The organism is Streptomyces sp. SM18, from assembly GCF_002910775.2.
GTDB lineage: Bacteria > Actinomycetota > Actinomycetes > Streptomycetales > Streptomycetaceae > Streptomyces > Streptomyces halstedii.
The window spans coordinates 1,462,159-1,486,953 of sequence record NZ_CP029342.1; the positions used below are offsets into that span (position 1 = coordinate 1,462,159).

Sequence of the window (24,795 nt, forward strand, 5' to 3'; positions counted from 1 at the left end):
AAGGTCAGTCCTCCAGTGCGGCGAGGCCGGGAAGCGTCTTGCCCTCGAGGTATTCGAGGCTGGCGCCGCCACCGGTCGAGATGTGTCCGAACGCGTTCTCGTCGAAGCCCAGGATGCGGACGGCGGCCGCGGAGTCCCCGCCGCCGACCACGCTGAAGGCCTCGGATCCGGCGAGCGCCTGGGCGACCGCCCTGGTGCCCCCGGCGTAGTCGGGGTGCTCGAAGACACCCATCGGGCCGTTCCAGAAGACGGTGGCCGCGTCGGCGAGCTTCGACGCGTACAGGGCGCAGGTCTCGGGGCCGATGTCCAGGCCCTCCTGGTCGGCCGGGATGGCGTCGGCGGCGACCGTGGCGGGGTGGGCCGGGGCCTTGGTCTTCAGGTCCGGGAACTCTCCGGCGACCAGGACGTCGACGGGGAGGACGAACTCCACACCGAGCTCCTCGGCCCGCTTGAGGTATCCCTGGACGGCGGGGACCTGGTCCTCCTGGAGCAGCGAGATGCCGACCTCGTGGCCCTGGGCCTTGAGGAAGGTGTACGCCATGCCGCCGCCGATCAGGATCCGGTCGGCCTTCTCCAGCAGGTGGTCGATGACCCCGAGCTTGTCGGACACCTTGGCGCCGCCGAGAACCACGGCGTAGGGGCGCGCGACGTCCTCGGTCAGCTTCTTCAGGACGCCGACCTCGGTGGCGATCAGATAGCCGGCCGCGTGCGGCAGGCGGGCCGGGAGGTCGTACACCGAGGCGTGCTTGCGGTGGACGGCGCCGAAGCCGTCCCCGACGTAGACGTCCGCGAGCTGGGCGAGCTGGTCGGCGAAGGCCCCGCGTTCGGCGTCGTCCTTGGAGGTCTCACCGGCGTTGAAGCGCAGGTTCTCGACGACGGCGACCTGGCCGTCGGTGAGGGCGGCGACGGTGGCGCGGGCCGACTCGCCGACGGTGTCGGTGGCGAACGCGACGTCGGCGCCGAGCAGTTCACCGAGACGGGCGGCGGCGGGGGCGAGCGAGAAGGCCGGGTCCGGGGCGCCCTTGGGGCGGCCGAGGTGCGAGGCGACGACGACCCGTGCGCCGGCTTCGGCGAGCCGGGCGACCGTCGGCACGACGGCGCGGATGCGGCCGTCGTCGGTGATCGTGGTGCCGTCCAGCGGCACGTTGAGGTCGGCACGGACGAATACCCGCTTGCCCGCGACCCCTTCGGCGAGAAGTTCGTCGATCGTCTTCATCTGTTGCGGTAACTCCTTGGAAGGACGGAAGCATGCAAGGGGCTCGGGCGGCGCCTCATCGCGCCGCCCGAGCCCGTTGCTCACATCGAGATGCCTGCCGATCCTAGGATCAGAGCTGGCCGCCGACGAAGACGGTCAGGTCGACGAGGCGGTTGGAGTAGCCCCACTCGTTGTCGTACCAGCCGAGGATCTTCACCGAGTTCCCCTCCTGGACCATGGTCAGGGAGGAGTCGAAGGTGCAGGAGGACGGGTCGCCCACGATGTCCGAGGACACGATCGGGTCCTCGGTGTAGGTGAGGAAGCCCTTGAGGTCGCCGTCGTCGGCGGCCTTCTTGAACGCGGCGTTGACCTCGTCCTTGGTGACCTCACGCTGCAGCGTCACGACCAGGTCGGTGGCGGAGCCCGTGGGGACCGGCACGCGCATCGCGATGCCGTCGAGCTTGCCCTTGAGCTGCGGCAGGACCAGAGCGGTCGCCTTGGCGGCACCGGTCGTGGTCGGGATGATGTTCTCGGCGGCGGCGCGGGCGCGGCGCAGGTCCGAGTGCGGGAAGTCCAGGATGCGCTGGTCGTTCGTGTACGCGTGGACCGTCGTCATCAGACCCTTGACGATGCCGAAGTTCTCGTCGAGGACCTTGGCCATCGGCGCCACACAGTTGGTGGTGCAGGAGGCGTTGGAGATGACGTGGTGGTTGGCCGCGTCGTACTTGTCCTGGTTGACGCCCATCACGATGGTGATGTCCTCGTCCTTGGCCGGAGCCGAGATGAGAACCTTCTTGGCGCCACCGGTGATGTGCTTCTCGGCGTCGGCCTTCTTGGTGAAGATGCCGGTCGACTCGATGACGACGTCGACACCCAGCTCACCCCAGGGGATGTCGGCCGGGTTGCGCTCGGAGAGCACCTTGATGGTGTGGCCGTCGACGGTGATGGTGTCGGCGGTGTGGCTGACCTCTGCCTTGAGACGACCCAGGATGGTGTCGTACTTCAGCAGGTGGGCCGTGGTCGCGGTGTCACCCAGGTCGTTGACAGCCACGATCTCGATGTCCGCACCCTGCTCCAGCAGCGCACGGAAGTAGTTGCGACCGATGCGGCCAAAGCCGTTGATGCCTACGCGGATCGTCACGAACCGATCTCCTCGTCAGGTACGCCGGTATGAGATACCGGCGAGTTTTATAGGGATGTCCCCGACCGCCTCCGACCCTACCTCTCCGAAGGCTTTTGGGTGACATCGAGCGGGCCGGTGCGAAGGGGGATATCCGTACTCCCGGGTAGAGGCACGGATACTCCGGTCCCGCCTACCCCGGGAGACGACCATCGAACACCGCGTGGTCACCGAGCGTCAACACCCTCCGGAGCAGGGCCCCTTGTCACGGAACGGCAGGGCAGGCCCGACTCCGATCCTCTGATCACCTGAAGTAACTGACGCCCGATCAGTTCCGGAGATCCGCGAACACGCCCCGGCCGGAAAACGCCTCCCGCGAACATGCCTGACGCACACCGACGATGACCCGGCGACATCCTTCCGCTCAATTGTGCGGAGCGGCACTCAATCGATGGAAATACCGTCCCCGGCACACTTTCGGGTGCCGGTGACGGCGAACTGCGGATCGCCGTCCGCTCGATTGGGCGCGGCGTCCCTCAGCCGATACGGAATGAGCCCGCGCGCCGATTTCGAAATCGGCCCGGCGGTGCGGGAGCGGGAATGTCCGGGGCCCGCACTCCGCCCCGAAGACCCGCCCCCGCATTCCGGCCACGCCCGGACGTCTTTTCGGCTTGCCGGAGTTCCGGTTCGGGTCCGGGGCCGGGTCCGGGTGTGGGCCCGGGCCAGGACCGGCCCCGGGCAGGGGGAAGCCCCGGGCCCGCCCCGGTGAGGTGCCGGAGGGGCCCCGGGGCGTCGGCACGGCCCGCTCTCAGCCGACCAGACCGTCGGCCATCTCCTCGCTGAGGGTCGACTCCGTGCCCGGGATGCCGAGGTCCTGGGCCCGCTTGTCGGCCATCGCCAGCAGGCGCCTGATCCGGCCCGCGACCGCGTCCTTGGTCAGCGGCGGGTCGGCGAGCGCGCCCAGCTCCTCCAGGGACGCCTGCTTGTGCTCCATGCGCAGCCGGCCGGCGGCGGCCAGGTGCTCGGGGACCTCCTCGCCCAGGATCTCCAGGGCGCGCCCCACCCGTGCCCCCGCGGCCACCGCGGCCCGTGCGGAACGGCGGAGGTTGGCGTCGTCGAAGTTGGCGAGGCGGTTGGCCGTGGCCCGGACCTCGCGCCGCATCCGGCGCTCCTCCCAGGCGAGCACCGACTCGTGGGCGCCCAGCCGCGTCAGCAGCGCGCCGATCGCGTCACCGTCACGGACGACGACACGGTCCACCCCGCGCACCTCGCGGGCCTTGGCCGCGATGGAGAGCCTCCGGGCGGCACCGACCAGGGCCAGGGCCGCCTCCGGGCCGGGGCAGGTCACCTCCAGGGAGGAGGAGCGGCCGGGCTCGGTGAGCGAGCCGTGGGCCAGGAAGGCCCCGCGCCAGGCGGCCTCCGCGTCGCAGGTGGCCCCCGAGACCACCTGCGGCGGCAGCCCCCGGATGGGGCGGCCGCGGCCGTCCACCAGGCCGGTCTGGCGGGCCAGCTGATCGCCGCCGGCCACCACGCGTACGACGTAGCGGGAACCGCGGCGCAGTCCGCTGGGGGCCATCACGATCAGCTCCGAGCTGTGCCCGAAGATCTCCAGGATGTCCCGCTTGAGCCGACGGGCCGCCATCGCGGTGTCCAGCTCCGCCTCGATCACAATCCGGCCGCTCACCAGGTGCAGCCCGCCCGCGAACCGAAGAATCGCCGAGACCTCTGCTTTTCTGCAGCAGGTCCGGGTCACGGGAAGCCGAGAGACTTCGTCCTTCACCGCTGGCGTCATCGCCATGGGCCGATCCTTCCATGCATCCGAAAAATACGGTCGTACGCGGCGGCCAACAGCTCCGGATCGTGAATCGGAACGCCGTCGGGTGAGGCCACAGGGGCCAGCTCGACCGCTGCTCCGAGCCGCTCGGCGGCATCGGCGAGGGACTCGCGGTCGGGCACGCCGGCCTCGTCGGCCAGCACCACGTCCATGGCGAGTTTAGGGGCGTGTCGTCCCAAAACCTCCAAATGACGCTGCGGTGAGAAGCCTTCGGTTTCACCGGGTTGCGGCGCGAGGTTCAGCGAGAGGACCTTGCGGGCCTTCGTGGAGACCAGGGCGTCCAGGAGTTCGGGGACCAGGAGGTGCGGGATCACCGAGGAGAACCAGGACCCGGGGCCGAGCACGACCCAGTCGGCGTCCAGGACCGCCGCGACCGCTTCGGGCACGGCCGGCGGGTCGGCCGGGACGACGTGGACGGACTGCACCTCGCCGGGGGTGAGCGCCACCGTCGCCTGCCCCCGCACGGTGGCTATGTCGTCGGGGCGGTCGGGGTGGTGGCCGCGTACGAGTGCCTGGAGCTCCAGGGGTACGGCGGACATGGGCAGGACCCTGCCGTGGGCGCCGAGCAGCTTGCCCACCAGGTCGAGGGCCTGGACGTGGTCGCCCAGCTGCTCCCAGAGGGCGACGATGAGCAGGTTGCCCACCGCGTGCTCGTGCAGGTCGCCCTTGGACTCGAAGCGGTGCTGGATCACCTGGGCCCAGGTCTGGCCCCACTCGTCGTCCCCGCAGAGCGCGGCCAGCGCTTTGCGCAGGTCGCCGGGGGGCAGCACGCCGAGCTCCTCGCGGAGCCGGCCCGACGAGCCGCCGTCGTCGGCCACCGTGACCACGGCGGTGAGGTCGCCGGTGATCCGGCGCAGCGCCGTGAGCGACGCCGACAGGCCCATGCCTCCGCCGAGGGCGACGACCTTGGGCTGTGCGCCGCGTTTGCGGCCGGAGAGGGCGGCGGTGGCCCTGCTCAGCCGGTGCCGCCGCAGCGGGCGTCTGGTCACTCGCGCCCCATGTCCCGGTGGACGAGGACGGTCTCGATGCCTTCAGTCGCCAGCCGTGCGGACAGCTTCTCCGACATGGCCACGGAGCGGTGCTTGCCGCCCGTGCAGCCCACGGCGATCGTCACGTAGCGCTTGCCCTCACGGCGGTAGCCCGCGGCGATCAGCTGGAGCAGCTCGGTGTACTGGTTGAGGAACTCCTTGGCGCCCGGCTGGTCGAAGACGTAGTCGGACACCTCCTCGTTGAGCCCGGTGTAGGGGCGCAGCTCGGGGACCCAGTGCGGGTTGGGCAGGAAGCGGCAGTCCACGACGAGGTCGGCGTCGACGGGCAGGCCGTACTTGAAGCCGAACGACATCACCGTGGCCCGCAGCTCGGGCTCCTCGTCGCCGGCGAACTGGGCGTCCATCTTGGCCCGCAGTTCGTGCACGTTGAGGCTGGAGGTGTCGATGACCAGGTCGGCGTCGCCGCGCAGCTCGCGCAGCAGGTCGCGCTCGGCGGCGATGCCGTCCACGATGCGGCCGTCGCCCTGGAGGGGGTGCGGGCGGCGGACCGATTCGAAACGGCGTACGAGGGCGTCGTCGGAGGACTCCAGGAAGACGATCCGCCGGGTGACGTGCTTGGCCTCCAGGTCCGCCAGGGACTCCCGGAGGTTGTCGAAGAAGCGGCGGCCGCGTACGTCGACGACGACGGCGATCCGGGCGACGTTGCCCTGGGAGCGGGCGCCGAGCTCGACCATGGTGGGGATCAGGGCGGGCGGCAGGTTGTCCACGACGAACCAGCCGAGGTCCTCCAGGCACTTGGCCGCCGTACTGCGTCCCGCGCCCGACATACCGGAGATGATCACCAGCTCCGGGATGGCCGGCGCGGCGCTCTCGCCCTTCTCCTTGGCGCTTCCCGTACTCACGTGTGCGGCTCCGTCTGCTCGGTCGGTGCGGTCGGTGCGGTCGCGCGCCTGTTCGTCACCATGGTCGTGCGTGTGCTCGGTCATGACGTACTGCCCCCGTCGTCCTCATCGATGATCTCTCCTGTGGCCGTGTTGACGGCCGGTGCGGATGGTGCGGCCCCGGCGAGGGCGACGGCCACGGATTCCGCCGTCCGGCGGCCTATCCCGGGGACCTCGCAGATCTCGTCGATCGTCGCCTGTCGCAGCTTCCTGACGGAGCCGAAGTGCTTGATCAGCGCCTGCTTGCGGGTCTCGCCCAGCCCGGCGACGTCGTCCAGGGGGCTGCTGCGGATGCGCTTGGCCCGCTTGGCGCGCTGGTAGGTGATGGCGAACCGGTGGGCCTCGTCACGGATCCGCTGGAGGAGGTACAGGCCCTCGCTGGAGCGGGGCAGGACGACGGGGTCGTCCTCGTCCGGCAGCCAGACCTCCTCCAGGCGCTTGGCGAGGCCGCACACGGCGATGTCGTCGATGCCCAGCTCGTCCAGGGCGCGTTTGGCTGCGGCCACCTGGGGCTGCCCGCCGTCGACGACCACGAGCTGCGGCGGATAGGCGAAGCGCTTGGGCCGGCCCTCGTCGTCGCGGGACTCGTCCTCACGGGGCCCGTCCTCGGGGGAACCGCCGCCGGAGTGGGACGGCGAGGCCGCCGGAGGGGCGTCCGGGGCCGGTACGGGGCCCGTGACCGCCGGGGAGCGGATCTCCTCCCACTCCCCCGTCCGCTCCTTCTCCTGGAGGTAGCGCTTGAAGCGGCGCCCGATGACCTCGTGCATCGACCGCACGTCGTCCTGGCCCTCGAAGCCCTTGATCTGGAAGCGGCGGTACTCGCTCTTGCGTGCGAGGCCGTCCTCGAAGACCACCATGGACGCCACGACGTCGTCGCCCTGGAGGTGCGAGATGTCGAAGCACTCGACGCGCAGCGGCGCGGAGCCCAGCCCGAGGGCCTCGGCGATCTCCTCCAGCGCGCGGGAGCGGGTCGTGAGGTCGGAGGCGCGCTTGGTCTTGTGCAGCGCCAGCGCCTGCTGGGCGTTGCGCTGGACCGTGCCCATCAGGTCCTTCTTGTCGCCCCGCTGCGGGACGCGCAGGCTCACCTGGGAGCCGCGGCGGCCCGCGAGCCACTGGGAGACGGCCTCGGGGACGTCGGGGAGCGCCGGGACGAGCACCTCCTTGGGCACGGAGTCACCGGTCTCCTCGCCGTAGAGCTGCTGGAGCGCGTGCCCGACGAGGCCCGCCGTGTCGACGGCCTCCACCTTGTCGGTGACCCAGCCGCGCTGGCCGCGCACCCGGCCGCCCCGGACGTGGAAGATCTGGACGGCGGCCTCCAGCTCGTCCTCCGCCACGGCGATCAGGTCGGCGTCGGTGGCGTCCGCGAGGACGACCGCGCTCTTCTCCATGGCGCGCCGGAGCGCCTCCGCGTCGTCGCGCAGGCGCGCCGCCCGCTCGTACTCCATGTCCTCGGCCGCCCGGGTCATGTCCTTCTCCAGGCGGCGGATGTACGTGCCCGTGCGGCCGGCCATGAAGTCGCAGAAGTCCTCGGCCAGGTCGCGGTGCTCCTGGGGGGTGACCCGTCCGACGCAGGGGGCCGAGCACTTGCCGATGTATCCCAGGAGACAGGGGCGGCCGCTGCGGGCCGCGTTCTTGAAGACACCGGCGGAGCAGGTACGCACGGGGAAGACCCGCAGCATCAGGTCGACCGTCTCACGGATGGCCCAGGCGTGGCCGTACGGGCCGAAGTAGCGCACGCCCTTCTTCTTGGCGCCGCGCATGACCTGGACGCGCGGGAACTCCTCGTTCAGGGTGACCGCGAGGTAGGGGTAGCTCTTGTCGTCGCGGTACTTGACGTTGAACCGGGGGTCGTACTCCTTGATCCAGGAGTACTCCAGTTGCAGCGCCTCGACCTCGGTGGAGACGACGGTCCACTCGACGGAGGCCGCCGTGGTGACCATGGTGCGGGTACGCGGGTGCAGGCCGGCCAGGTCCTGGAAGTAGTTGGCCAGGCGCTGGCGCAGGTTCTTCGCCTTCCCGACGTAGATCACCCGGCGGTACTCGTCACGGAACTTGTAGACCCCCGGGGAGTCGGGGATCTGTCCCGGCTTGGGGCGGTAGCTGGAGGGGTCTGCCATGTCTTACACCCTACTTGCGGGCAGTGACACAGCGGCATCCCGTGAGGGAGCCGACGGCCCGGTGCGAGCGGGTCAGGCGTCGGGGCCCGCCACGAGCCTGCCGCCCTCGACCTTCACCGGGACGGCGGGCAGCGGTACGGTCGCCGGGCCGTGCAGGGCCTCGCCCGTCGTCATGTCGAACCGGCTCCCGTGGCAGGGGCAGTTGCCCTCGTTGCCCTCGACCTTGTCCAGGACGCAGCCCGCGTGGGTGCACTGAGCGCTGAATGCCTTGTACTGGCCCTTCGCCGGGCAGCTCACGACGAGCCGCTGCTCCCGGTAGAGCTTCGCCCCGCCGACCGGCACCGCGTCCGGGGACCCGAGCTCCACGGGCGCGGTGGGCGTCGGGTTCTTGGCGTGGCCGAGCTTGGAGTCGGTCGAGCAGGCGGCCGCTCCCAGCCCGGCGGCACCGGCGAGAGCGGCGCCCTTCAGTACGGTACGGCGGGCGGCGGGCAGGCCGGACATGGCTCTCCACTGGTCGGCGGGACGGAGGCCGGGACGGCGTCGGGAGCGCCGGTGCCACGGGGACCGGGCACAGCCGCACCCGGAGGCGTCGGCGACAGACCTGACGATACCGGCGGGAACCGCCGCCCCTCCCACCGGCCTTGCCCGGCGGGGGCTGGGGGCGGGAGATGACCGGGGCCTCGCGGCGCGGGGCGGGCCTGACAGCGGGCACGGGCCTGCCGGCGGGACGGGCCCGACAAGGGGCACGGGCCTGCCGCCGCCGGAAACCGCCGGAGGCGGCCCCCCACCGAGGGGGCCGCCTCCGGAGCGTGCCTGGGCGGGCGGCTCAGGCCTTGCGGGCCCGGGTGGCCTTCTTCGCGGCCGGGGGGTCACCGGCCGCCTTCTTCGTCCGGGCCGTGGCCGGCTTACGGGCCGGTGCCGCCTTGGCCGCGACCGTCTTGGCCGCGACCGTCTTCCTGGCCGCCGCCTTCCGGGCCGGCTTACGGGCGGACGGCGCCGTGGCACCACCGGTCCGGTCCGCGCCCAGGACGTCCTGGAGGAACTTCCCGGTGTGGCTGGCCGGCACCGAGGCGATCTCCTCCGGGGTGCCCTCGGCGACGACCAGACCGCCGCCGTTGCCCCCCTCGGGGCCCATGTCCACGACCCAGTCGGCGGTCTTGACGACGTCGAGGTTGTGCTCGATGACGATCACCGTGTTGCCCTTGTCCACCAGGCCCGAGAGCACCGTGATGAGCTTGCTGATGTCCTCGAAGTGCAGACCGGTCGTCGGCTCGTCCAGGACGTAGACCGTGCGCCCCGTGGAGCGCTTCTGCAGCTCGCTCGCCAGCTTCACCCGCTGCGCCTCACCGCCGGAGAGCGTCGGCGCGGACTGGCCGAGCCTGACGTATCCGAGGCCCACCTCGTTGAGCGTGCGCAGGTGGCGGGCGATCGTCGGAACGGCCTCGAAGAAGTCCAGGCCCTCCTCGATCGGCATGTCCAGCACCTCGGCGATGGACTTGCCCTTGTAGTGGACCTCCAGCGTCTCCCGGTTGTAGCGCGCTCCGTGGCAGACCTCGCACGGGACGTACACATCGGGCAGGAAGTTCATCTCGATCTTGATCGTGCCGTCGCCGGAGCAGTTCTCGCAGCGGCCGCCCTTGACGTTGAAGGAGAAGCGGCCCGGCATGTAACCGCGCACCTTCGCCTCCATGGTCTCCGCGAACAGCTTGCGGACGTGGTCGAAGACCCCGGTGTAGGTGGCCGGGTTGGACCTCGGCGTACGGCCGATCGGCGACTGGTCGACGTGGACGACCTTGTCGACCAGGTCGTCCCCGTCGACCCGGGTGTGCCGTCCGGGGACCGACTTGGCGCCGTTGAGCTCGCGCGCCAGGTGGGTGTAGAGGATGTCGTTGACCAGGGTCGACTTGCCCGAGCCCGAGACACCGGTGACGGCCGTGAGGACGCCGAGCGGGAACGAGACGTCGATGTCCTGGAGGTTGTTCTCCCGGGCGCCGTGCACCGTGAGCAGCCGCTTCGGGTCGACCGGGCGCCGGATGCCGGGCACGGGGATGGACCGCTTGCCGGCGAGGTACTGGCCGGTGAGGGACTCCTCGTTGGCCAGCAGTTCCTTGAGCGAACCGGAGTGGACGACCTTGCCGCCGTGCTCGCCGGCGCCGGGGCCGATGTCCACGACCCAGTCGGCGACCTTGATGGTGTCCTCGTCGTGCTCCACGACGATGAGCGTGTTGCCCATGTCCCGGAGCCGCACCAGGGTCTCGATCAGCCGGTGGTTGTCGCGCTGGTGGAGGCCGATGGACGGCTCGTCCAGCACGTAGAGCACGCCGACGAGTCCGGAGCCGATCTGGGTGGCGAGCCGGATGCGCTGGGCCTCGCCGCCGGACAGGGTGCCGGCCGCGCGGTTCAGCGAGAGGTAGTCGAGACCGACGTCCATGAGGAACCGCAGCCGCTCGTTGACCTCCTTGAGGACCCGCTCGGCGATCTTCTTGTCGCGGGCGTTCAACGTGAGCCGGCCCAGGAACTCGGCGCACTCGCTGATCGACATCGCGGCCACGTCGGCGATGGACTTCTCCATCACGGTGACCGCGAGCACGATCGGCTTGAGCCGGGTGCCCTCGCAGGACGGGCAGGGCACCTCGCGCATGTACCCCTCGAAGCGCTCCCTGCTGGAGTCGCTCTCGGCCTCGGAGTGGCGCCGCTTGACGAACTGGACGGCGCCCTCGAAGGACGGGGTGGTGTAGGCGCGCTCGCGTCCGTACCGGTTGCGGTAGCGGACCTCGGTCTGGATCTTGTGGCCGTACAGCAGGGCCTTCTTCGCGCGCTGGGGCAGCCCGGCCCACGGGATGTCCGTACGGAATCCGAGGGCGTCGGCGAGCGCGCTGATCTGGCGCCCGAAGTACTCCTTGGTGTGTCCGTGCGACCAGGGGTGGATCGCCCCCTCGTCGAGGGACTTCTCCTCGTCCGGGACGACCAGCTCGGGATCGACCTCCATGCGCGTGCCGATGCCGGTGCACTCGGGGCAGGCGCCGAAGGGCGAGTTGAAGGAGAAGGAGCGGGGCTCCAGCTCCTCGAAGGACAGGTCGTCGTACGGGCAGTAGAGGTGCTCGGAGTACATCCGCTCACGCTCGGGGTCGTCGTCCGGCAGATCGACGAAGTCCAGCACGACCATGCCGCCGGACAGGCCCAGCGCGGTCTCGACCGAGTCGGTCAGACGGCGCTTGGCGCTGTCCTTCACCGTGAGGCGGTCGACGACCACCTCGATGGTGTGCTTCTCCTGCTTCTTCAGCTTGGGCGGCTCGGACAGCTGGATCGTGGCGCCGTCCACCCGGGCCCGGCTGAACCCCTTGGTCTGGAGGTCGGCGAAGAGGTCGACGAACTCGCCCTTGCGCTCGCGCACCAGCGGGGAGAGCACCTGGAACCGGCTGCCCTCGGGCAGCTGGAGCACCTTGTCCACAATGGCCTGCGGCGACTGGCGGGAGATGGGCCGGCCGCACTCGGGGCAGTGCGGCTTGCCGATCCGGGCAAACAGCAGCCGGAGGTAGTCGTAGACCTCGGTGATGGTGCCGACCGTCGAGCGCGGGTTGCGCGAGGTCGACTTCTGGTCGATGGAGACGGCGGGCGACAGACCTTCGATGAAGTCCACGTCCGGCTTGTCCATCTGGCCGAGGAACTGCCGGGCGTACGAGGAGAGGGACTCCACGTAACGCCGCTGGCCCTCGGCGAAGATCGTGTCGAACGCGAGAGAGGACTTGCCCGATCCGGAGAGCCCGGTGAAGACGATGAGGGAGTCACGGGGGAGATCGAGCGAGACGTTCCTCAGATTGTGCTCGCGCGCGCCACGGACGATGAGACGGTCGGCCACGCCGGTCCGCACCTTTCTTCGAGAGAAACGGGGAACTGAGCCCCTGCCCCAGGTTATGGGCGGCGCCACAGCGGTGTAGGAAGCTTTCGACTTCGAGCGTATAGCACGCGCATTCGATTTACGGCCGGCCGCAGACACCTTCACCCGATCGAGTGCCGGGGGCTACGCTCGGGCCATGACCGATCATGCGCACGACCTGGAAGCTGTACGTGAAGCGACCGATCGGCTGCTCGGAGCCACGGGCACATGGGACGACGCCACGCTCGGCGGACCGTCACGTCTGCCGGGCTGGAGCCGTGGCCATGTGCTCGCCCACCTGTCACGTAACGCCGACGCGATCGTAAATGTTCTCCGTGGGCACCCGATGTACGCGAGCAGCGAAACCCGGGACGCGGACATCGAGAGGGACGCCTCCCGGCCGCTGGACGCGCAGGTCGCCGACCTGCGCGAAAGCTCCGCCGGCTTCCTGGCGGCGGCCGAGGTGCCCGCGGACTGGTCCCGGACGGTCACCCTGCGCAACGGTGTGACGGATCAGGCACGGCGGATCCCCTTCCGGCGCCTCGCCGAGGTCGAGCTGCACCACGTGGACCTGGGAACCGGCTACGAGCTGGAGGACCTGCCGGAGGAGTTCGTGTCCCGGGAGAACGACTTCCTGGCGGAGCGCTTCGCCGGACACCCCGCGGTGGTCGCCACGACCGCCGTGTCCGAGGACGGCCGGATCTGGACCACGGGCGGGGGCGCCGAGGGCGATCCGGTCGTCGTGCGGGGCACGGCCACCGAGATCCTGGGGTGGCTCTGCGGACGCCGCGACGGCTCGGGGCTCACCGTGGAAGGCGGCCTCCTTCCCACGCTTCCGCCGCTATAGGGTGCGGCGTATGACGTACAGCGGAGCGGTCAGGGTCGGCGGGCCCGCGGATGTGCACGAGCTGACAGATCTCATGATCTCCAAGGTCGCCGTCGGACAGATGAACAACAACGCCTATCTGCTGCGCTGCCGCGCCACCGGCGAGCAGTTGCTGATCGACGCGGCCGCCGAGGCCGGGACGCTGCTGCGGCTGATCGGCGCGGACGGCATCGCCTCCGTGGTCACCACGCACCGGCACGGCGACCACTGGCAGGCGCTGGACGAGGTGGTGGCGGCCACCGGGGCGCGCACCCTCGCCGGGCGGTACGACGCCGAGGGCATCCCGGTCCCGACGGACGTCCTCGTGGACGACGGTGACACGGTCCGGGTGGGCGAGATCGCGCTGACCGCCCGCCATCTGACCGGGCACACCCCCGGCTCCATCACCCTGGTCTACGACGACCCGCACGGCGCCCCGCACCTCTTCACCGGCGACTGCCTCTTCCCGGGCGGCGTGGGCAACACCTGGCAGGACCCGGCGGCCTTCGCGAGCCTGCTCCACGACGTGGAGACCAAGCTCTTCGCCCCTCTGCCGGACGAGACCTGGGTCTACCCCGGCCACGGCCACGACACCACGCTGGGCGCCGAGCGTCCCCACCTCGCGGAGTGGCGCGCACGGGGCTGGTGAACGGCGTACGGCGGCCGGGTGCCCTGGGGCCCCGGCCGCCATGCCGTGTCCGCACCGCCTCGCGGCGGCCGACCGCTACTTCTCGGCGCCGGCGTTCTCGTGCTTCTCGCCGGCCGCCTCCAGGGCCTCGGCGTCCGCCGCCTCCCGCTTCTTGTTGGCGATCAGGCTGGTGATCGTGGTGACCACCAGGACGCCGCAGATGACGGAGAGGGAGAACGGGATGGAGATCTCGGGCACGTGCACCCCGGACTCGTGCAGCGCGTGCAGCACCAGCTTGACGCCGATGAATCCGAGGATCACCGAGAGCCCGTAGCTGAGGTGCACCAGCTTCTTCAGCAGACCGCCGATCAGGAAGTACAGCTGCCGCAGGCCCATCAGGGCGAAGGCGTTGGCGGTGAAGACGATGTACGGGTCCTGGGTCAGTCCGAAGATCGCCGGGATGGAGTCGAGCGCGAAGAGCACATCGGTGGTGCCGATGGCGAGCATGACCACCATGAGCGGGGTCAGGACGCGCTTGCCGTTGGCGCGGATGAAGAGCTTGGTGCCGTGGTACCGGTCGGCGACACCGAAGCGGCGCTCGATCGTCTTGAGGAGGCGGTTCTCCTCGAACTCCTCGTCCTCCTCGTCGGCCCGCGCCTCCTGGATCAGCTTCCAGGCGGTGTAGATCAGGAACGCGCCGAAGAGGTAGAAGACCCACGAGAAGTTGGCGATGACCGCCGCGCCGGCCGCGATGAATCCCGCCCGCAGCACCAGGGCGATCAGCACGCCGACCAGCAGAACCCGCTGCTGGAGGTGGGAGGGCACCGAGAACTTCGCCATGATCAGGACGAAGACGAAGAGGTTGTCGACACTGAGCGACTTCTCGGTGATGAAGCCGGCGAAGAACTCGCCGGACGGCTGACTCCCCCCGAAGACCAGGAGTCCGAGCCCGAAGAGCACGGCCAGCGCGATCCAGACGACCGTCCAGATACCGGCTTCCTTGGTCGACACGTCATGGGGTTTGCGCCCGATGAAGAAGTCGACGGAGATGAGGGCGACCAGACCGAGAATGGTCAGCACCCAGAGGGTCCATGAAACGTCCACTGCGCCTCCGGCAGTTCGCTACGGGCTATAGATCAGCGTCGTCGCTGCCGGAGGTCTCCTCCACCCGGGGGCGCGGGCCGCGCGCCGGGCCGGCGCCCCGGGACCGGTCACAGTCCGTATTGACGGGAACGCCGCGATCGGGAGTACTCCCCTCCGCCTGAAGAACAGTACAGGAAACACCAAGAGAAGGTAAAGAGTCGGGCAAAGACTCATCAAAATGGCTGGTCGGAGGGTTACTACGGCCAGGCGGACCGCTCAGCGAGGGTCCGCCCGGCGAGCGGCGGCCACCAGGGCGAGCACCTGTTCCAGGACGCGGCTCCCCTCCGGCACCCGGCACGGCTCGTACGTCCAGGCGTGGCCCACCCACGGATCGACGAGGTGGTCGTCGGCGACCGGGGTGACGCGCAGCAGGGACCGCCACAGCGGGTCGAGGACGGGACCGTAGTCGCGGGCGTCCTCGCGGTCGGCCACCATCAGCAGGTGCACGCCCACCGCGGGGCCCTCGTCGGCGAGGTAGCGCAGCTGGGTGACCGCCCGGTCGTCGAAGCCGTGGGGGAAGTCGTTGACGATCAGCAGGTGTTCGCCCGTGTCCAGGTCCGGCGGCAGCGAGTCGGCGGCGCCTGCCCGCACGGCCATCTGCACCAGGTCGACGCGCCGGGTGAGGTGGGCGAGGACCGCGCTCACACCCCCGGCACCGGAGGCGGGCGGCGCCGCCAGGACACCGGCGTCGGTCAGCGGGGCGAGGGCGCCCGCGGCGGCGCCCGCGGGGTCGATGACGTGCACGGAGAACTCGTTCGCCGGGTAGACGGCCAGCAGCCGCGCGGCCAGGGTGACGGCGCTGTCCATGGCCAGGCGGCGCAGCCGGTCCCCGCCCGTCGCCGCGGCCGCCTCGGAGGCCGTGCGCCCGCTGTCGATCCAGACGCCGCGCTCCAGGGGCAGCCGGACCAGCAGCGGGATGCGCAGGTCCGTCCGCTCGGGGAGGTGCAGTTCGCCCAGGCGCAGGGCCATGGGGAGCTCCATCGGCACGCGGTAGCCGTGCCAGACGGGGTTGTCCCAGCCCGCGTAGGGGGCGGGGAGCGCGGGCTCGACCACGGCCGACTCGGCGGCGAGCTGTGCCAGGTCGCGGTCCAGGGCCTCGCGCGCCCGCGCGGTGAGGTCCTGGCACTTGTCCCTGGCCCGCTCGCGTGCCAGGTCACCGGCGCCGCCCATGCGGTGGCGCGGATCGGACAGGGCCCGGTCGAGCTCCTGCTCCATCCGGGACTCGGCGAAGTCGACGGCGCTGCGGTACGCGGCGACGGCGCGCGCCAGATCCTCGAACATGCCCCAGATCTGGTTGTACAGGCGTTCGTCCATGGACCAGCCGGTGGCGTCACCGGCCACGGGCGGCGCGGGCTGTCCCGGGGCGGCGGACGGGGCCGTGGGGGGCGGCGGGGGCGGGGCGGAGGTCTGTCGGCGGGGGTGCGCGTAGTCGATCGGCCCCCCGCCCGCGGCTCCCGGGGCGGCGTTGCCGGCCCCCGCGGCGCCCGGGGCCGCCGCGCCCGTGGTGCCACCCGGGGCCGGGGCCGTGGTGGGGCCGCCCAGCGGCTCGGAGCCGGGCCTCGGCGGGGCCGGGTCGGCGGGCGCCGGGGCGGGGCCCGCGGGGTGGCGCACGCGCTCGCCGTCCGGGGTGCGGGGCGGCGGAGGCGCGACGGAGCGGGCGAGCCCCGAGGCGACGGCGTCCTGTATCGACGCGGCCAGCTCCGCCGCCCGGTCGAGTCCCTGGTCGGCGAGCATTCCGGCGAGCCCGGCGGCGTACCCCTGGCCGACCGCGCGGACCTTCCAGGCGCCCTGGCGGCGGTAGAGCTCCAGGGCGGCCACGGCCGACTCGGTGTCCAGGCCGATGAGCGTGAAGGTGGCGATCTCCGTACCGTCGAGACCGGTGACCGCGACGAACGGCGCGGCGACCGCGCCGAACCTGGCGGGGTGGCCGGCCCCGGTGGGCAGCGCCAGGAGCACGGTGACCCGGTGGACCGCGCCGGGCAGGGCGTCGAGGTCCACGGCGAGCCGGTGATCGGCGGCGGCCTGCCGCGAGACCTCCAGGCCGGGCAGCCGTGGCGAGCCCGGATGGGCGACCCACTCGGTGCCCCGGACCGTGCCGTGCTCGTCGCCGAGGGTGGCCCCGGCCACCACCGGGGAGCCCGCGGACACCCTGATCTCCAGACGGGTCTGGGGCAAGGTGTGGTTCTGCCCCCGGACCAGCTCGGCCGTCATCGCCCTGTCCCCTCGACGTTCGCGTGGTGCCCTGCCATGGGCGCAGCTCCCGGCGGCGGGTGCCTCCGGGAGCTGCTCGTGCTGGTGGTGGGCGGGGCGGTGCCCCGCCCCGTCGTCCTACGGGCGCACGCTTACAGGTGCGGCAGGATCGACGGCATCAGGTCCTGGAAGGTCCGGCCGTTGGCCGGGTTGCCCAGGGCGGTCATCTGCCAGCCGTTGCCCACGCGGTGGACCTTGGCCATGATCTGGGCCGTGTACTGGCCGCCGCCGTCCAGCGTGTAGCGGGCCAGCTCCTGGCCGTTGGTCTCGTCGACGATGCGGCAGAAGGCGTTCTGCACCTCCTGGAACGTCTGGCCGGTGAAGGAGTTCACCGTGAAGACGATCTGGTCGATGTGGACCGGCACCCGCTGGAGGTCGACCAGGATCGCCTCGTCGTCGCCGCCGGAGCCGGCACCGCCGACCAGGTTGTCACCGGTGTGCTTGACCGAGCCGTCGTCGCTGGTCAGGTGGCGGAAGAACACGACGTCCACGGGCTGCTTGTCGGCGAACAGCACCGCCGAGGCGTCCAGGTCGATCTCCCGCGTGCGCGATCCGAACAGACCGCGGCGCGGGGCCGCCTGCCATCCGAGCCCCATCCGTACCGCGGTCAGGGTCCCCCCGTCGCTCTTCTGCAGGCTGATGGCCTGGCCCTTGGTCATGTTGACCGTCACGCGCTGTCCCCTCTCCGCTGCCCCGCACCCATCGGTGTGCGGTTTCCCCGCACCCTACGCAGTCCACGGAGGCGAACAGCAGGGATAGGCCGTTTTTGTGTCGGTCCTGCAACACTGCGGGCCCCACCGGGACGCCGCGGCCCCCCGCCCGGGACACCGCGGGCCCACCGGGACATCGCAAGGCCCGCCGGGACACCGCGGCCCCACCGGTCAGGCCAGCCCCGCTTCCCTCATCTGCCGCAGCTCCTTCTTCAGCTCACCCACCTCGTCACGCAGCCGCGCGGCCACCTCGAACTGGAGATCGGCGGCGGCGGCGCGCATCCGGTCGGTCATCTCCTCGATGATCCCCGCCAGCTCGGCGGCCGGCCGGTCGGTGGCCACCACCGCCTTCCCCTTGCCCTTGCCCTTGCCCTTGCCACGGGGCGCGTCGGCGGCGTCGGCGGTGACCTTCCCGCCGAGCGCGGGGACGGGCGTCTTGGCGCCCTTCGTCTGGCGGTAGCCGGTGCCGAGCAGTTGTTCGGTGTCGACCTCCTCGCGGGCGATGGACGCGACGATGTCGTTGATCTTCTTGCGGAGCGGCTGGGGATCGACCCCGCGTTCGGTGTTGTACGCGATCTGCTTCTCGCGGCGCCGGTTGGTCTCGTCGATGGCCTGGGCCATCGCCGGGGTGATCTGGTCCGCGTACATGTGGACCTGGCCCGAGACGTTGCGCGCCGCGCGCCCGATGGTCTGGATCAGCGAGGTGCCGGACCGCAGGAAGCCCTGCTTGTCCGCGTCGAGGATGGCGACCAGGGACACCTCGGGCAGGTCGAGGCCCTCACGGAGCAGGTTGATGCCGACCAGGACGTCGTACTCGCCGGAGCGCAGCTCGCGCAGCAGCTCGATGCGGCGCAGCGTGTCGACGTCGCTGTGCAGGTAGCGGACCTGGATGCCCAGCTCCAGGAAGTAGTCGGTGAGGTCCTCGGCCATCTTCTTGGTGAGGGTGGTGACCAGGACGCGTTCGTCCTTCTCGGCGCGCTCGCGGATCTCGTGCACCAGGTCGTCGATCTGGCCCTCGGTGGGCTTGACGACGACCTCGGGGTCGACGAGCCCGGTGGGACGGATGATCTGCTCCACGAAGCCGTCGCCCCGGGACATCTCGTACGTGCCGGGGGTGGCGGAGAGGTAGACCGTCTGGTCGATCCGCTTCAGGAACTCCTCCCACTTCAGCGGGCGGTTGTCCAGGGCGGAGGGCAGCCGGAAGCCGTGGTCGACCAGGGTCCGCTTACGGGAGGCGTCGCCCTCGTACATCGCGCCGATCTGGGGCACGGTGACGTGCGACTCGTCCAGGACCAGGAGGAAGTCCTCGGGGAAGTAGTCCAGGAGGGTGTTGGGCGCGGTGCCCGGGGACCGGTCGTCGAAGTGCATCGAGTAGTTCTCGACGCCGGAGCAGGTGCCGATCTGCCGGAGCATCTCGATGTCGTACGTCGTGCGCATCCGCAGCCGCTGGGCCTCCAGCATCTTGCCCTGCTTCTCCAGCTCGGCGAGGCGCTGCTCCAGCTCCCGCTCGATGCCGCCGATCGCCTTCTCCATGCGCTCGGGGCCCGCGATGTAGTGGCTGGCGGGGAAGACGTGGAGCGCGGGGTCCTCGCTGATGACCTCGCCGGTGAGCGGGTGGAGGGTGGAGAGGGCCTCGATCTCGTCACCGAACATCTCGATGCGGACCGCGAGCTCCTCGTAGACCGGGAAGATCTCGATGGTGTCCCCGCGCACCCGGAAGGTGCCACGGGTGAACGCCAGGTCGTTGCGCGTGTACTGGATCTCGACGAAGCGGCGCAGCAACTGGTCGCGGTCGATCTCGTCGCCGACCTTGAGCTGGACCATGCGGTCCACGTACTCCTGCGGGGTACCGAGGCCGTAGATGCAGGAGACGGACGCGACGACCACCACGTCACGCCGGGTGAGCAGGGAGTTCGTCGCGGAGTGGCGCAGCCGCTCGACCTCCTCGTTGATCGAGGAATCCTTCTCGATGTAGGTGTCCGACTGCGGGACGTACGCCTCGGGCTGGTAGTAGTCGTAGTACGAGACGAAGTACTCGACGGCGTTGTTCGGGAGGAGCTCGCGGAACTCGTTGGCCAGCTGGGCGGCGAGCGTCTTGTTCGGCGCCATCACCAGGGTGGGGCGCTGGAGCTTCTCGATCATCCAGGCGGTCGTCGCCGACTTCCCGGTGCCGGTCGCGCCGAGCAGGACGACGTCCTTCTCCCCGGCGCGGACGCGCCGCTCCAGCTCGGCGATGGCCGCGGGCTGGTCACCGCTGGGCTGATAGGGACTGACGACCTCGAAGGGCGCCACCGAACGTTCGATCTGAGAGACAGGCCGCATGCTCACCACGGTACGACCCCCCACTGACAACGGCGTCGGATCAGTGGTTCCGCGGCGGCCGGTACCCCCCGTGGGAGGCGGTCTCGTAGGGTCCGCGCCGCCCCTGGACGGGGGCCGGGGAGGCGGGCCGGACAGCGCCCGGGGGAACGCCGCCCCCGTTCCGGTCCCCCGGGGCGTCCGGGTGGCGCCCGCCCGTGACCACCAGCGGGTCGATGACCACCACGACACCGGCGAGCAGCAGGAAGCAGCACGGTCCGACGAGCATGGGCAGCAGCAGGGAGGACGGGGTCTCACCGGTCGCCGCGACGGCGGCGCGCTCCACGTGCACGTGGAGCGCGGCCATCCCCGTGTAGTGCATCCCGCTGACCGCGGCGCTCATGACCAGGCTCGCCCCGAGACCGGCCAGGAAACCGCGGACGGAGACGGCCGCCCACAGCGCCGCGGTCGCCGCGACGACGGCGATGACGACGGAGAGCGCGACGGTGAGCGTGTCGTAGGCGAACTGCCCTTCGAAGAGGACCCCGGCCATGCCCAGGTAGTGCATGGACGCCATTCCGAGACCGGTGAGGGTACCGCCCGTGACCAGGGCCATCCGTGTGGCGCCCCGGTAGCCGACGACGAAGATGCCGAGACCGGCCATCACCACCGCCACGCCGAGTCCGGCGAAGGTGAGCACCCGGTCATAGCCGACGGGGGTCTCCTGGACGGTGAAGCCGAGCATGGCGACGAAGTGCATCGTCCAGATGCCGGAGCCCAGGGAGGTGGCGCCCAGGGAGAGCCAGCCCGCACGGGCGGGTCCCCGCGCGCGCAGGGACCGCACGGTGCAGCTCAGACCGAGTGCCGCGCCGAGGCAGGCCATCAGGAACGCCACGACGGGTGTCACGAGGCCGTAGCTGAAGCCGTCGACTGTGCCCTGCATGCTGGTACGCCCTTCGCGGAGGCCCGGGTTCGGGGGTGACCCTAAAGGGCGAGGCCCGGCAAGCAAACGTAAGAACGGCATTTTATCCGTCCGCGCACCGCCCGCCGAGCCGGTACCCGACATTCCGTTCACATGACGGCCATCAGCGGCCCGCCCTGTGTTGGGGGGCGCGTGCGACTCTCGGCGGGACCGCGAAACCGATGCGAGGAGTAGCCGTGCCCGTACGCTCCGCAACCACCTCCGGCGCCGTCGCCGTCCTGCTCGGCGGCTGTGTCCTGCTGCCCGCGGCCCAGGCGCCGACGGCGGTCGCGCACCACAGTCCGGTGATCCACGCCCACCGGGGCGCGTCCGCGTACGCCCCGGAGAACACCCTCGCCGCCGTGGACGCGGCCGACGCCCTGGGCATCGCCTGGGTGGAGAACGACGTGCAGCTCACCAAGGACGGTGTGCTCGTCGTCCTGCACGACACCACCCTGGCCAGGACCACCGACGCCGAGCAGGTCTTCCCGGGCCGCGCGCCCTGGGCGGTCAAGGACTTCACCGCGGCGGAGATCGCCCGGCTGGACGCGGGCGGCTGGTTCGACGCGCGGTACGCCGGTGCCCGGGTACCGACCCTGAAGCAGTATCTGGACCGTGTCGAGCGCAACCACCAGAAGCTCCTCCTGGAGATCAAGAGCCCGGAGGTCTACCCCGGGATCGAGAAGGAGATCCTGCGGGTGCTGGGCCGGGAAGGATGGCTGGACCGCGAGCACGTCGCGCACCGGCTGGTCGTCCAGAGCTTCGGTGCAGAGAGTGTGAAGGTTGTCCACGAGCGGCGTCCGGACGTCGTCACGGGCTTCCTGGGCACCCCCGCGGTGGCCGATCTGCCGTCCTACGCGGCGTTCACGGACCAGATCAACCCGGCCTGGACGACGATCGACGCCGACTACGTGGCCGCGGTGCGACGGGTGAAGGGCGCCCACGGCAAACGCCTCCGGGTGAACACCTGGACGGTCAACGACGCGGCGAAGGCGGCCGAGGTCGCCGGCTTCGGGGTGGACGGCATCATCTCCAACAACCCCGACGTCGTCCGGGACGCCACCCGCTGAGGAAGCCGTCCGCGTCGGTGCTCCTGTCGATGTCAGTGCCGGGCCGTACGGTGCTCGCATGGAGAACGACGAGCGGGGCGGCGACAAGCGGAGCGTGGAGTGGACCGTCGTGGGCAGCGACATCGGGCCGCTGCTGCTCGCGGCGACCGAGGCGGGCCTGGTGACCGTGGTCTTCCACGCCCGTCCCGCGGTCCGGGACGGCGCGCTGGCCCGGCTCCGGACGCGGCTGGGCGCCGAGCCCGTGCGGGCACCGGACTCGGCGCGGCTCGCGGAGCCGGTGCGCCAGCTCGACGCGTACTTCGCGGGCGGGCTGCGGGAGTTCAGGCTGGACCTCGACTGGTCACTGACCGCCGGGTTCAACCGCGAGGTGCTGAGCGAGCTGGCGTCCGGCGTCCCGTACGGCACGGTCGTCGGCTACGGCGACCTGGCCGGCCGGGTGGGGCAGCCCGGGGCCGCGCAGGCGGTGGGCGCCGCCATGGGCGCCAACCCGCTGCCGGTGGTGGTGCCGTGCCACCGGGTGGTGGAGAGCGGTGGGGGCCTCGGCGGCTTCGGGGGCGGGCTGGAGACGAAGCGGCGGTTGCTGGCGCTCGAAGGGATACTCCCGCAGCCCCTCTTCTGACCGCCGCCCGCCGGCCGTGGGCCCGGTCAGGACCCGTCCACGCGGACCGGCCCGCCGGTGCTCACGCCCCGGTCCCGGTCCACGCGGGATGGCGCGGGTCGTCGGCCCGTACCGTCACGTCCGCGCGTTCGGCGGGCGCCACCTCGTCCTCGTACCGCGCGTAGGCCGGCAGCGTCCACCGTTCGCCTTCCTCGGTACGGCGTCGCAACGCCTGCGGCGACAGGCTCAGATGGACCCCGAGGTCGAACGGGAACCACTGCCCGAGCAGCAGCGGGCCGTGCAGGATCAGCACTCCGCCGTCGGGCAGCGACCGGTAGGGGCTGCGGGTGGCCCGGTCGGTGGCGGGGTCCCAGAGGTCGGGCAGCACCCGCCCGCTGCCGCCCGGCTCCAGCGGCCGGAACACCTCGCGCCACAGCGCGCCGGTGTCGAACCAGCCGTCGGCGTACGCGTCGGGGTCCTCCTTGCCGTACTCGAAGCGCAGACTCGCCGGGCGGAGGAAACCCCAGGTGGACACGGTGAGCACGGGCCGGCCCCGGGTCCGCAGCGCCTCGGCGAGCCGCTCGGCCGGTGCGTCCGGGCGGGCGGCCGTGGCCCCGTCGACGCCGATCCTGAGCCGGGTTCCGCCGTCCGCCGGTTCCAGGGCGTCGGCGCGGTCGGCCAGGGCGTCGGCCAGTCGTTCCCAGGTGATCGGTTCGAAGCGCACGCCTCCATCATCACCCGGGGTGCGCACCGCACGTCCGCCGACGCCTCGCGCCCCGGGCGGGGGCAGCCACTCCCCCGTCCGGAGCCCGGACCCGGGCGCGTCAGCGGGAGTCCTCCCGCTGACGCAGCAGCCTGGTGATCTGCCGGACGAGTTCCTCGTCGCTCGCGGAGGCCGCGCCCTTGCCGGACACGAGGTCGTCGAGCCGTGCGGCGGTCCGGTGGTCGTAGGCGCGCTCTTCCTCCTGCCCGGGGACGTGGTCGTACTCCTCCCGCGCGCGGAATCCGACGGTCAGGTCGACGGCCTTCGCGATGAGCCAGGTCAGGATGAAGGAGAACGCGATCACGGAGACGATCGCCACGAACTGTTTGCCCAGCAGGGCCCAGCCGCCGCCCTCGAAGAGGCCCTTCTGTCCGCTGATCCGCGCGGTGGCGAAGAGGCCGACCATGATCAGCCCGATGAATCCGCCGACGCCGTGCACCCCGACCACGTCGAGGGTGTCGTCCACGCCGAAGCGGTACTTGAGGGTGATCGCGAAGGCGCTGACCGCGCCGACGACCAGCCCGGTGACGACCGCGCCGAGCGTGTCGATCTCGCCGCAGGCGGGGGTGATGGCCACCATGCCCGCGACGGCGGACGAGACGACGCCCACGGTGGTGACGCTGCCGGTGCGCCACTTCTCCACCAGGGGCCAGGTCACCATGGCGCCCGCGGCGCCCAGTTGGGTGTTGATGAACGCGGCGGCCGCCGTGCCCTGGTCGGTCAGCGCGGAGCCGGAGTTGAAGCCGAACCAGCCGAACCAGAGGAGTGCCGCGCCGACCACGACGAGCGGGATGTTGTTCGGCCGCTCCTCCCGGCGGGCGAAGTCGCGCGGGGCGCGCAGCACGAGCGCCACGGCCAGACCGGCGACCCCGGAGTTCAGCTCCACCGGCAGACCGCCCGCGAAGTCGAGCGCGCCGAGGTGCTTGACGATCCAGCCGTCCTGGTCGAAGACCCAGTGGGCGAGCGGGACGTAGACGATCAGCAGCCACAGGACGACGAAGACCAGCCAGCCCCTCATCGTGGCCCGGTCGGCGATCGAGCCGCTGATCAGGGCGACGGTGATGATCGCGAACCCCATCTGGAACGTGCTGTAGACGTAGGTGGGGATGTGGCCGGTCAGCGTGGTGAGCCCGATGTCGTGCATGAAGGCGTGGTCGAGGTTGCCGATGACCCCCGCGCCGCCCACGTCCGGGCCGAACGCCAGCGTGTAGCCGATCGCCCACCACACCAGCGTCCCGAAGGCGAGCGCGGCGAAGCTCATCTTGATCATCATCAGGACGTGCTTGGTCCGCACCATGCCGCCGTAGAAGAACGCCAGTCCCGGCGTCATCAGCAGCACCATGGCGGTGGCGGCGAGCAGCCAGGCCGTGTCGCCGGAGTCGTACGCCGGGGGCATCGGCGCGGGGGCGGTGTTCATCGGCGGGGTACCTCGCTGG

The 24,795-nt window shown here is 71.2% G+C and carries 19 protein-coding genes; 4 read left to right on the forward strand and 15 right to left on the reverse strand.

Going from position 1 to position 24,795, the window contains the following annotated elements; all coding sequences use genetic code 11:
* Positions 1–4 precede the first annotated feature (4 nt).
* The 8 genes from B9S64_RS06485 to uvrA form a co-directional block, all read right to left on the reverse strand.
* Positions 5–1,216 carry a phosphoglycerate kinase gene (locus tag B9S64_RS06485; protein WP_103490363.1) on the reverse strand — a complete coding sequence of 404 codons (1,212 nt, stop codon included), beginning with the start codon at positions 1,214–1,216 and terminating at the stop codon, positions 5–7.
* A gap of 109 nt (positions 1,217–1,325) precedes the next feature.
* Entirely contained in the window at positions 1,326–2,336 is a 1,011-nt protein-coding gene (gene gap, locus B9S64_RS06490) for a type I glyceraldehyde-3-phosphate dehydrogenase (protein ID WP_103490364.1), read from the reverse strand.
* A 787-nt stretch (positions 2,337–3,123) separates the two neighbouring features.
* A complete protein-coding gene (gene whiA / locus B9S64_RS06495) occupies positions 3,124–4,113 on the reverse strand; it encodes a DNA-binding protein WhiA (RefSeq protein ID WP_028440309.1) in 990 nt (329 codons plus the stop codon).
* Positions 4,104–5,138: a uridine diphosphate-N-acetylglucosamine-binding protein YvcK gene (gene yvcK / locus B9S64_RS06500; protein WP_103490365.1), complete on the reverse strand. Its 1,035-nt coding sequence runs from the start codon at positions 5,136–5,138 to the stop codon at positions 4,104–4,106. The genes whiA and yvcK overlap by 10 nt, the downstream gene beginning before the upstream one ends.
* Entirely contained in the window at positions 5,135–6,124 is a 990-nt protein-coding gene (rapZ, locus tag B9S64_RS06505; protein WP_103490366.1) for an RNase adapter RapZ, read from the reverse strand. Before rapZ ends, yvcK begins: the two co-directional genes overlap by 4 nt.
* Positions 6,121–8,196 (reverse strand): excinuclease ABC subunit UvrC, encoded by a 2,076-nt coding sequence (gene uvrC / locus B9S64_RS06510; RefSeq protein WP_103490367.1) that lies wholly within the window; start codon positions 8,194–8,196, stop codon positions 6,121–6,123. Before uvrC ends, rapZ begins: the two co-directional genes overlap by 4 nt.
* Positions 8,197–8,268: 72 nt before the next feature.
* Positions 8,269–8,697 carry a Rieske (2Fe-2S) protein gene (locus tag B9S64_RS06515; RefSeq protein WP_103490368.1) on the reverse strand — a complete coding sequence of 143 codons (429 nt, stop codon included), beginning with the start codon at positions 8,695–8,697 and terminating at the stop codon, positions 8,269–8,271.
* Positions 8,698–9,022: 325 nt separating this feature from the next.
* A complete protein-coding gene (gene uvrA / locus B9S64_RS06520) occupies positions 9,023–12,055 on the reverse strand; it encodes an excinuclease ABC subunit UvrA (protein WP_103490370.1) in 3,033 nt (1,010 codons plus the stop codon).
* Between the two features lie 175 nt (positions 12,056–12,230).
* On the opposite strand from uvrA, the gene B9S64_RS06525 reads away from it, so the two are divergent.
* Both B9S64_RS06525 and B9S64_RS06530 read left to right on the forward strand, forming a co-directional pair.
* Positions 12,231–12,920, forward strand: coding sequence for a maleylpyruvate isomerase family mycothiol-dependent enzyme (locus B9S64_RS06525; protein WP_103490369.1), 690 nt, complete (start codon positions 12,231–12,233; stop codon positions 12,918–12,920).
* A gap of 10 nt (positions 12,921–12,930) precedes the next feature.
* Positions 12,931–13,587 (forward strand): MBL fold metallo-hydrolase, encoded by a 657-nt coding sequence (locus B9S64_RS06530; RefSeq protein WP_103490371.1) that lies wholly within the window; start codon positions 12,931–12,933, stop codon positions 13,585–13,587.
* Between the two features lie 75 nt (positions 13,588–13,662).
* Here the strand turns inward: B9S64_RS06530 and B9S64_RS06535 are convergent, their stop codons facing one another.
* The 5 genes from B9S64_RS06535 to B9S64_RS06555 form a co-directional block, all read right to left on the reverse strand.
* Positions 13,663–14,670, reverse strand: a complete 1,008-nt coding sequence (locus tag B9S64_RS06535) for a TerC family protein (RefSeq protein ID WP_093526786.1) — start codon at positions 14,668–14,670, stop codon at positions 13,663–13,665.
* 255 nt (positions 14,671–14,925) lie between these two features.
* Complete coding sequence (locus B9S64_RS06540) at positions 14,926–16,920, reverse strand: TerD family protein (protein ID WP_109491991.1); 1,995 nt, start codon at positions 16,918–16,920, stop codon at positions 14,926–14,928.
* A gap of 131 nt (positions 16,921–17,051) precedes the next feature.
* Positions 17,052–17,630: a TerD family protein gene (locus B9S64_RS06545; RefSeq protein ID WP_028440299.1), complete on the reverse strand. Its 579-nt coding sequence runs from the start codon at positions 17,628–17,630 to the stop codon at positions 17,052–17,054.
* Between the two features lie 210 nt (positions 17,631–17,840).
* The gene (gene uvrB, locus B9S64_RS06550; protein WP_103489165.1) at positions 17,841–19,991 is read right to left on the reverse strand and encodes an excinuclease ABC subunit UvrB; all 2,151 of its coding nucleotides are present in this window, start codon (positions 19,989–19,991) and stop codon (positions 17,841–17,843) included.
* Between the two features lie 40 nt (positions 19,992–20,031).
* The gene (locus tag B9S64_RS06555) at positions 20,032–20,910 is read right to left on the reverse strand and encodes an MHYT domain-containing protein (RefSeq protein ID WP_103489166.1); all 879 of its coding nucleotides are present in this window, start codon (positions 20,908–20,910) and stop codon (positions 20,032–20,034) included.
* 215 nt (positions 20,911–21,125) lie between these two features.
* Here B9S64_RS06555 and B9S64_RS06560 point away from each other — a divergent pair, with 215 nt between their 5' ends.
* Together B9S64_RS06560 and B9S64_RS06565 are read left to right on the forward strand one after the other, a co-directional pair.
* Entirely contained in the window at positions 21,126–21,998 is an 873-nt protein-coding gene (locus tag B9S64_RS06560; protein ID WP_103489167.1) for a glycerophosphodiester phosphodiesterase family protein, read from the forward strand.
* Positions 21,999–22,056: 58 nt separating this feature from the next.
* Positions 22,057–22,617, forward strand: coding sequence for a methylated-DNA--[protein]-cysteine S-methyltransferase (locus B9S64_RS06565; protein WP_103489168.1), 561 nt, complete (start codon positions 22,057–22,059; stop codon positions 22,615–22,617).
* Between the two features lie 61 nt (positions 22,618–22,678).
* On the opposite strand, the gene B9S64_RS06570 is transcribed toward B9S64_RS06565, so the two are convergent.
* The gene (locus B9S64_RS06570; protein WP_103489169.1) at positions 22,679–23,320 is read right to left on the reverse strand and encodes a uridine kinase; all 642 of its coding nucleotides are present in this window, start codon (positions 23,318–23,320) and stop codon (positions 22,679–22,681) included.
* Positions 23,321–23,420: 100 nt separating this feature from the next.
* Entirely contained in the window at positions 23,421–24,776 is a 1,356-nt protein-coding gene (locus B9S64_RS06575) for an ammonium transporter (RefSeq protein WP_103489170.1), read from the reverse strand.
* Positions 24,777–24,795: the final 19 nt, after the last annotated feature.

Excerpts from the sequence above, each read along its gene's own strand:
- B9S64_RS06485 (WP_103490363.1), bottom strand. The coding sequence starts at position 1,216 with ATGAAGACGATCGACGAACTTCTCGCCGAAGGGGTCGCGGGCAAGCGG.
- whiA (WP_028440309.1), bottom strand. The coding sequence starts at position 4,113 with ATGGCGATGACGCCAGCGGTGAAGGACGAAGTCTCTCGGCTTCCCGTG.
- rapZ (WP_103490366.1), bottom strand. The coding sequence starts at position 6,124 with ATGACCGAGCACACGCACGACCATGGTGACGAACAGGCGCGCGACCGC.
- uvrC (WP_103490367.1), bottom strand. The coding sequence starts at position 8,196 with ATGGCAGACCCCTCCAGCTACCGCCCCAAGCCGGGACAGATCCCCGAC.
- B9S64_RS06515 (WP_103490368.1), bottom strand. The coding sequence starts at position 8,697 with ATGTCCGGCCTGCCCGCCGCCCGCCGTACCGTACTGAAGGGCGCCGCT.
- B9S64_RS06525 (WP_103490369.1), top strand. The coding sequence starts at position 12,231 with ATGACCGATCATGCGCACGACCTGGAAGCTGTACGTGAAGCGACCGAT.
- B9S64_RS06530 (WP_103490371.1), top strand. The coding sequence starts at position 12,931 with ATGACGTACAGCGGAGCGGTCAGGGTCGGCGGGCCCGCGGATGTGCAC.
- B9S64_RS06540 (WP_109491991.1), bottom strand. The coding sequence starts at position 16,920 with ATGACGGCCGAGCTGGTCCGGGGGCAGAACCACACCTTGCCCCAGACC.
- uvrB (WP_103489165.1), bottom strand. The coding sequence starts at position 19,991 with ATGCGGCCTGTCTCTCAGATCGAACGTTCGGTGGCGCCCTTCGAGGTC.
- B9S64_RS06555 (WP_103489166.1), bottom strand. The coding sequence starts at position 20,910 with ATGCAGGGCACAGTCGACGGCTTCAGCTACGGCCTCGTGACACCCGTC.
- B9S64_RS06565 (WP_103489168.1), top strand. The coding sequence starts at position 22,057 with ATGGAGAACGACGAGCGGGGCGGCGACAAGCGGAGCGTGGAGTGGACC.
- B9S64_RS06575 (WP_103489170.1), bottom strand. The coding sequence starts at position 24,776 with ATGAACACCGCCCCCGCGCCGATGCCCCCGGCGTACGACTCCGGCGAC.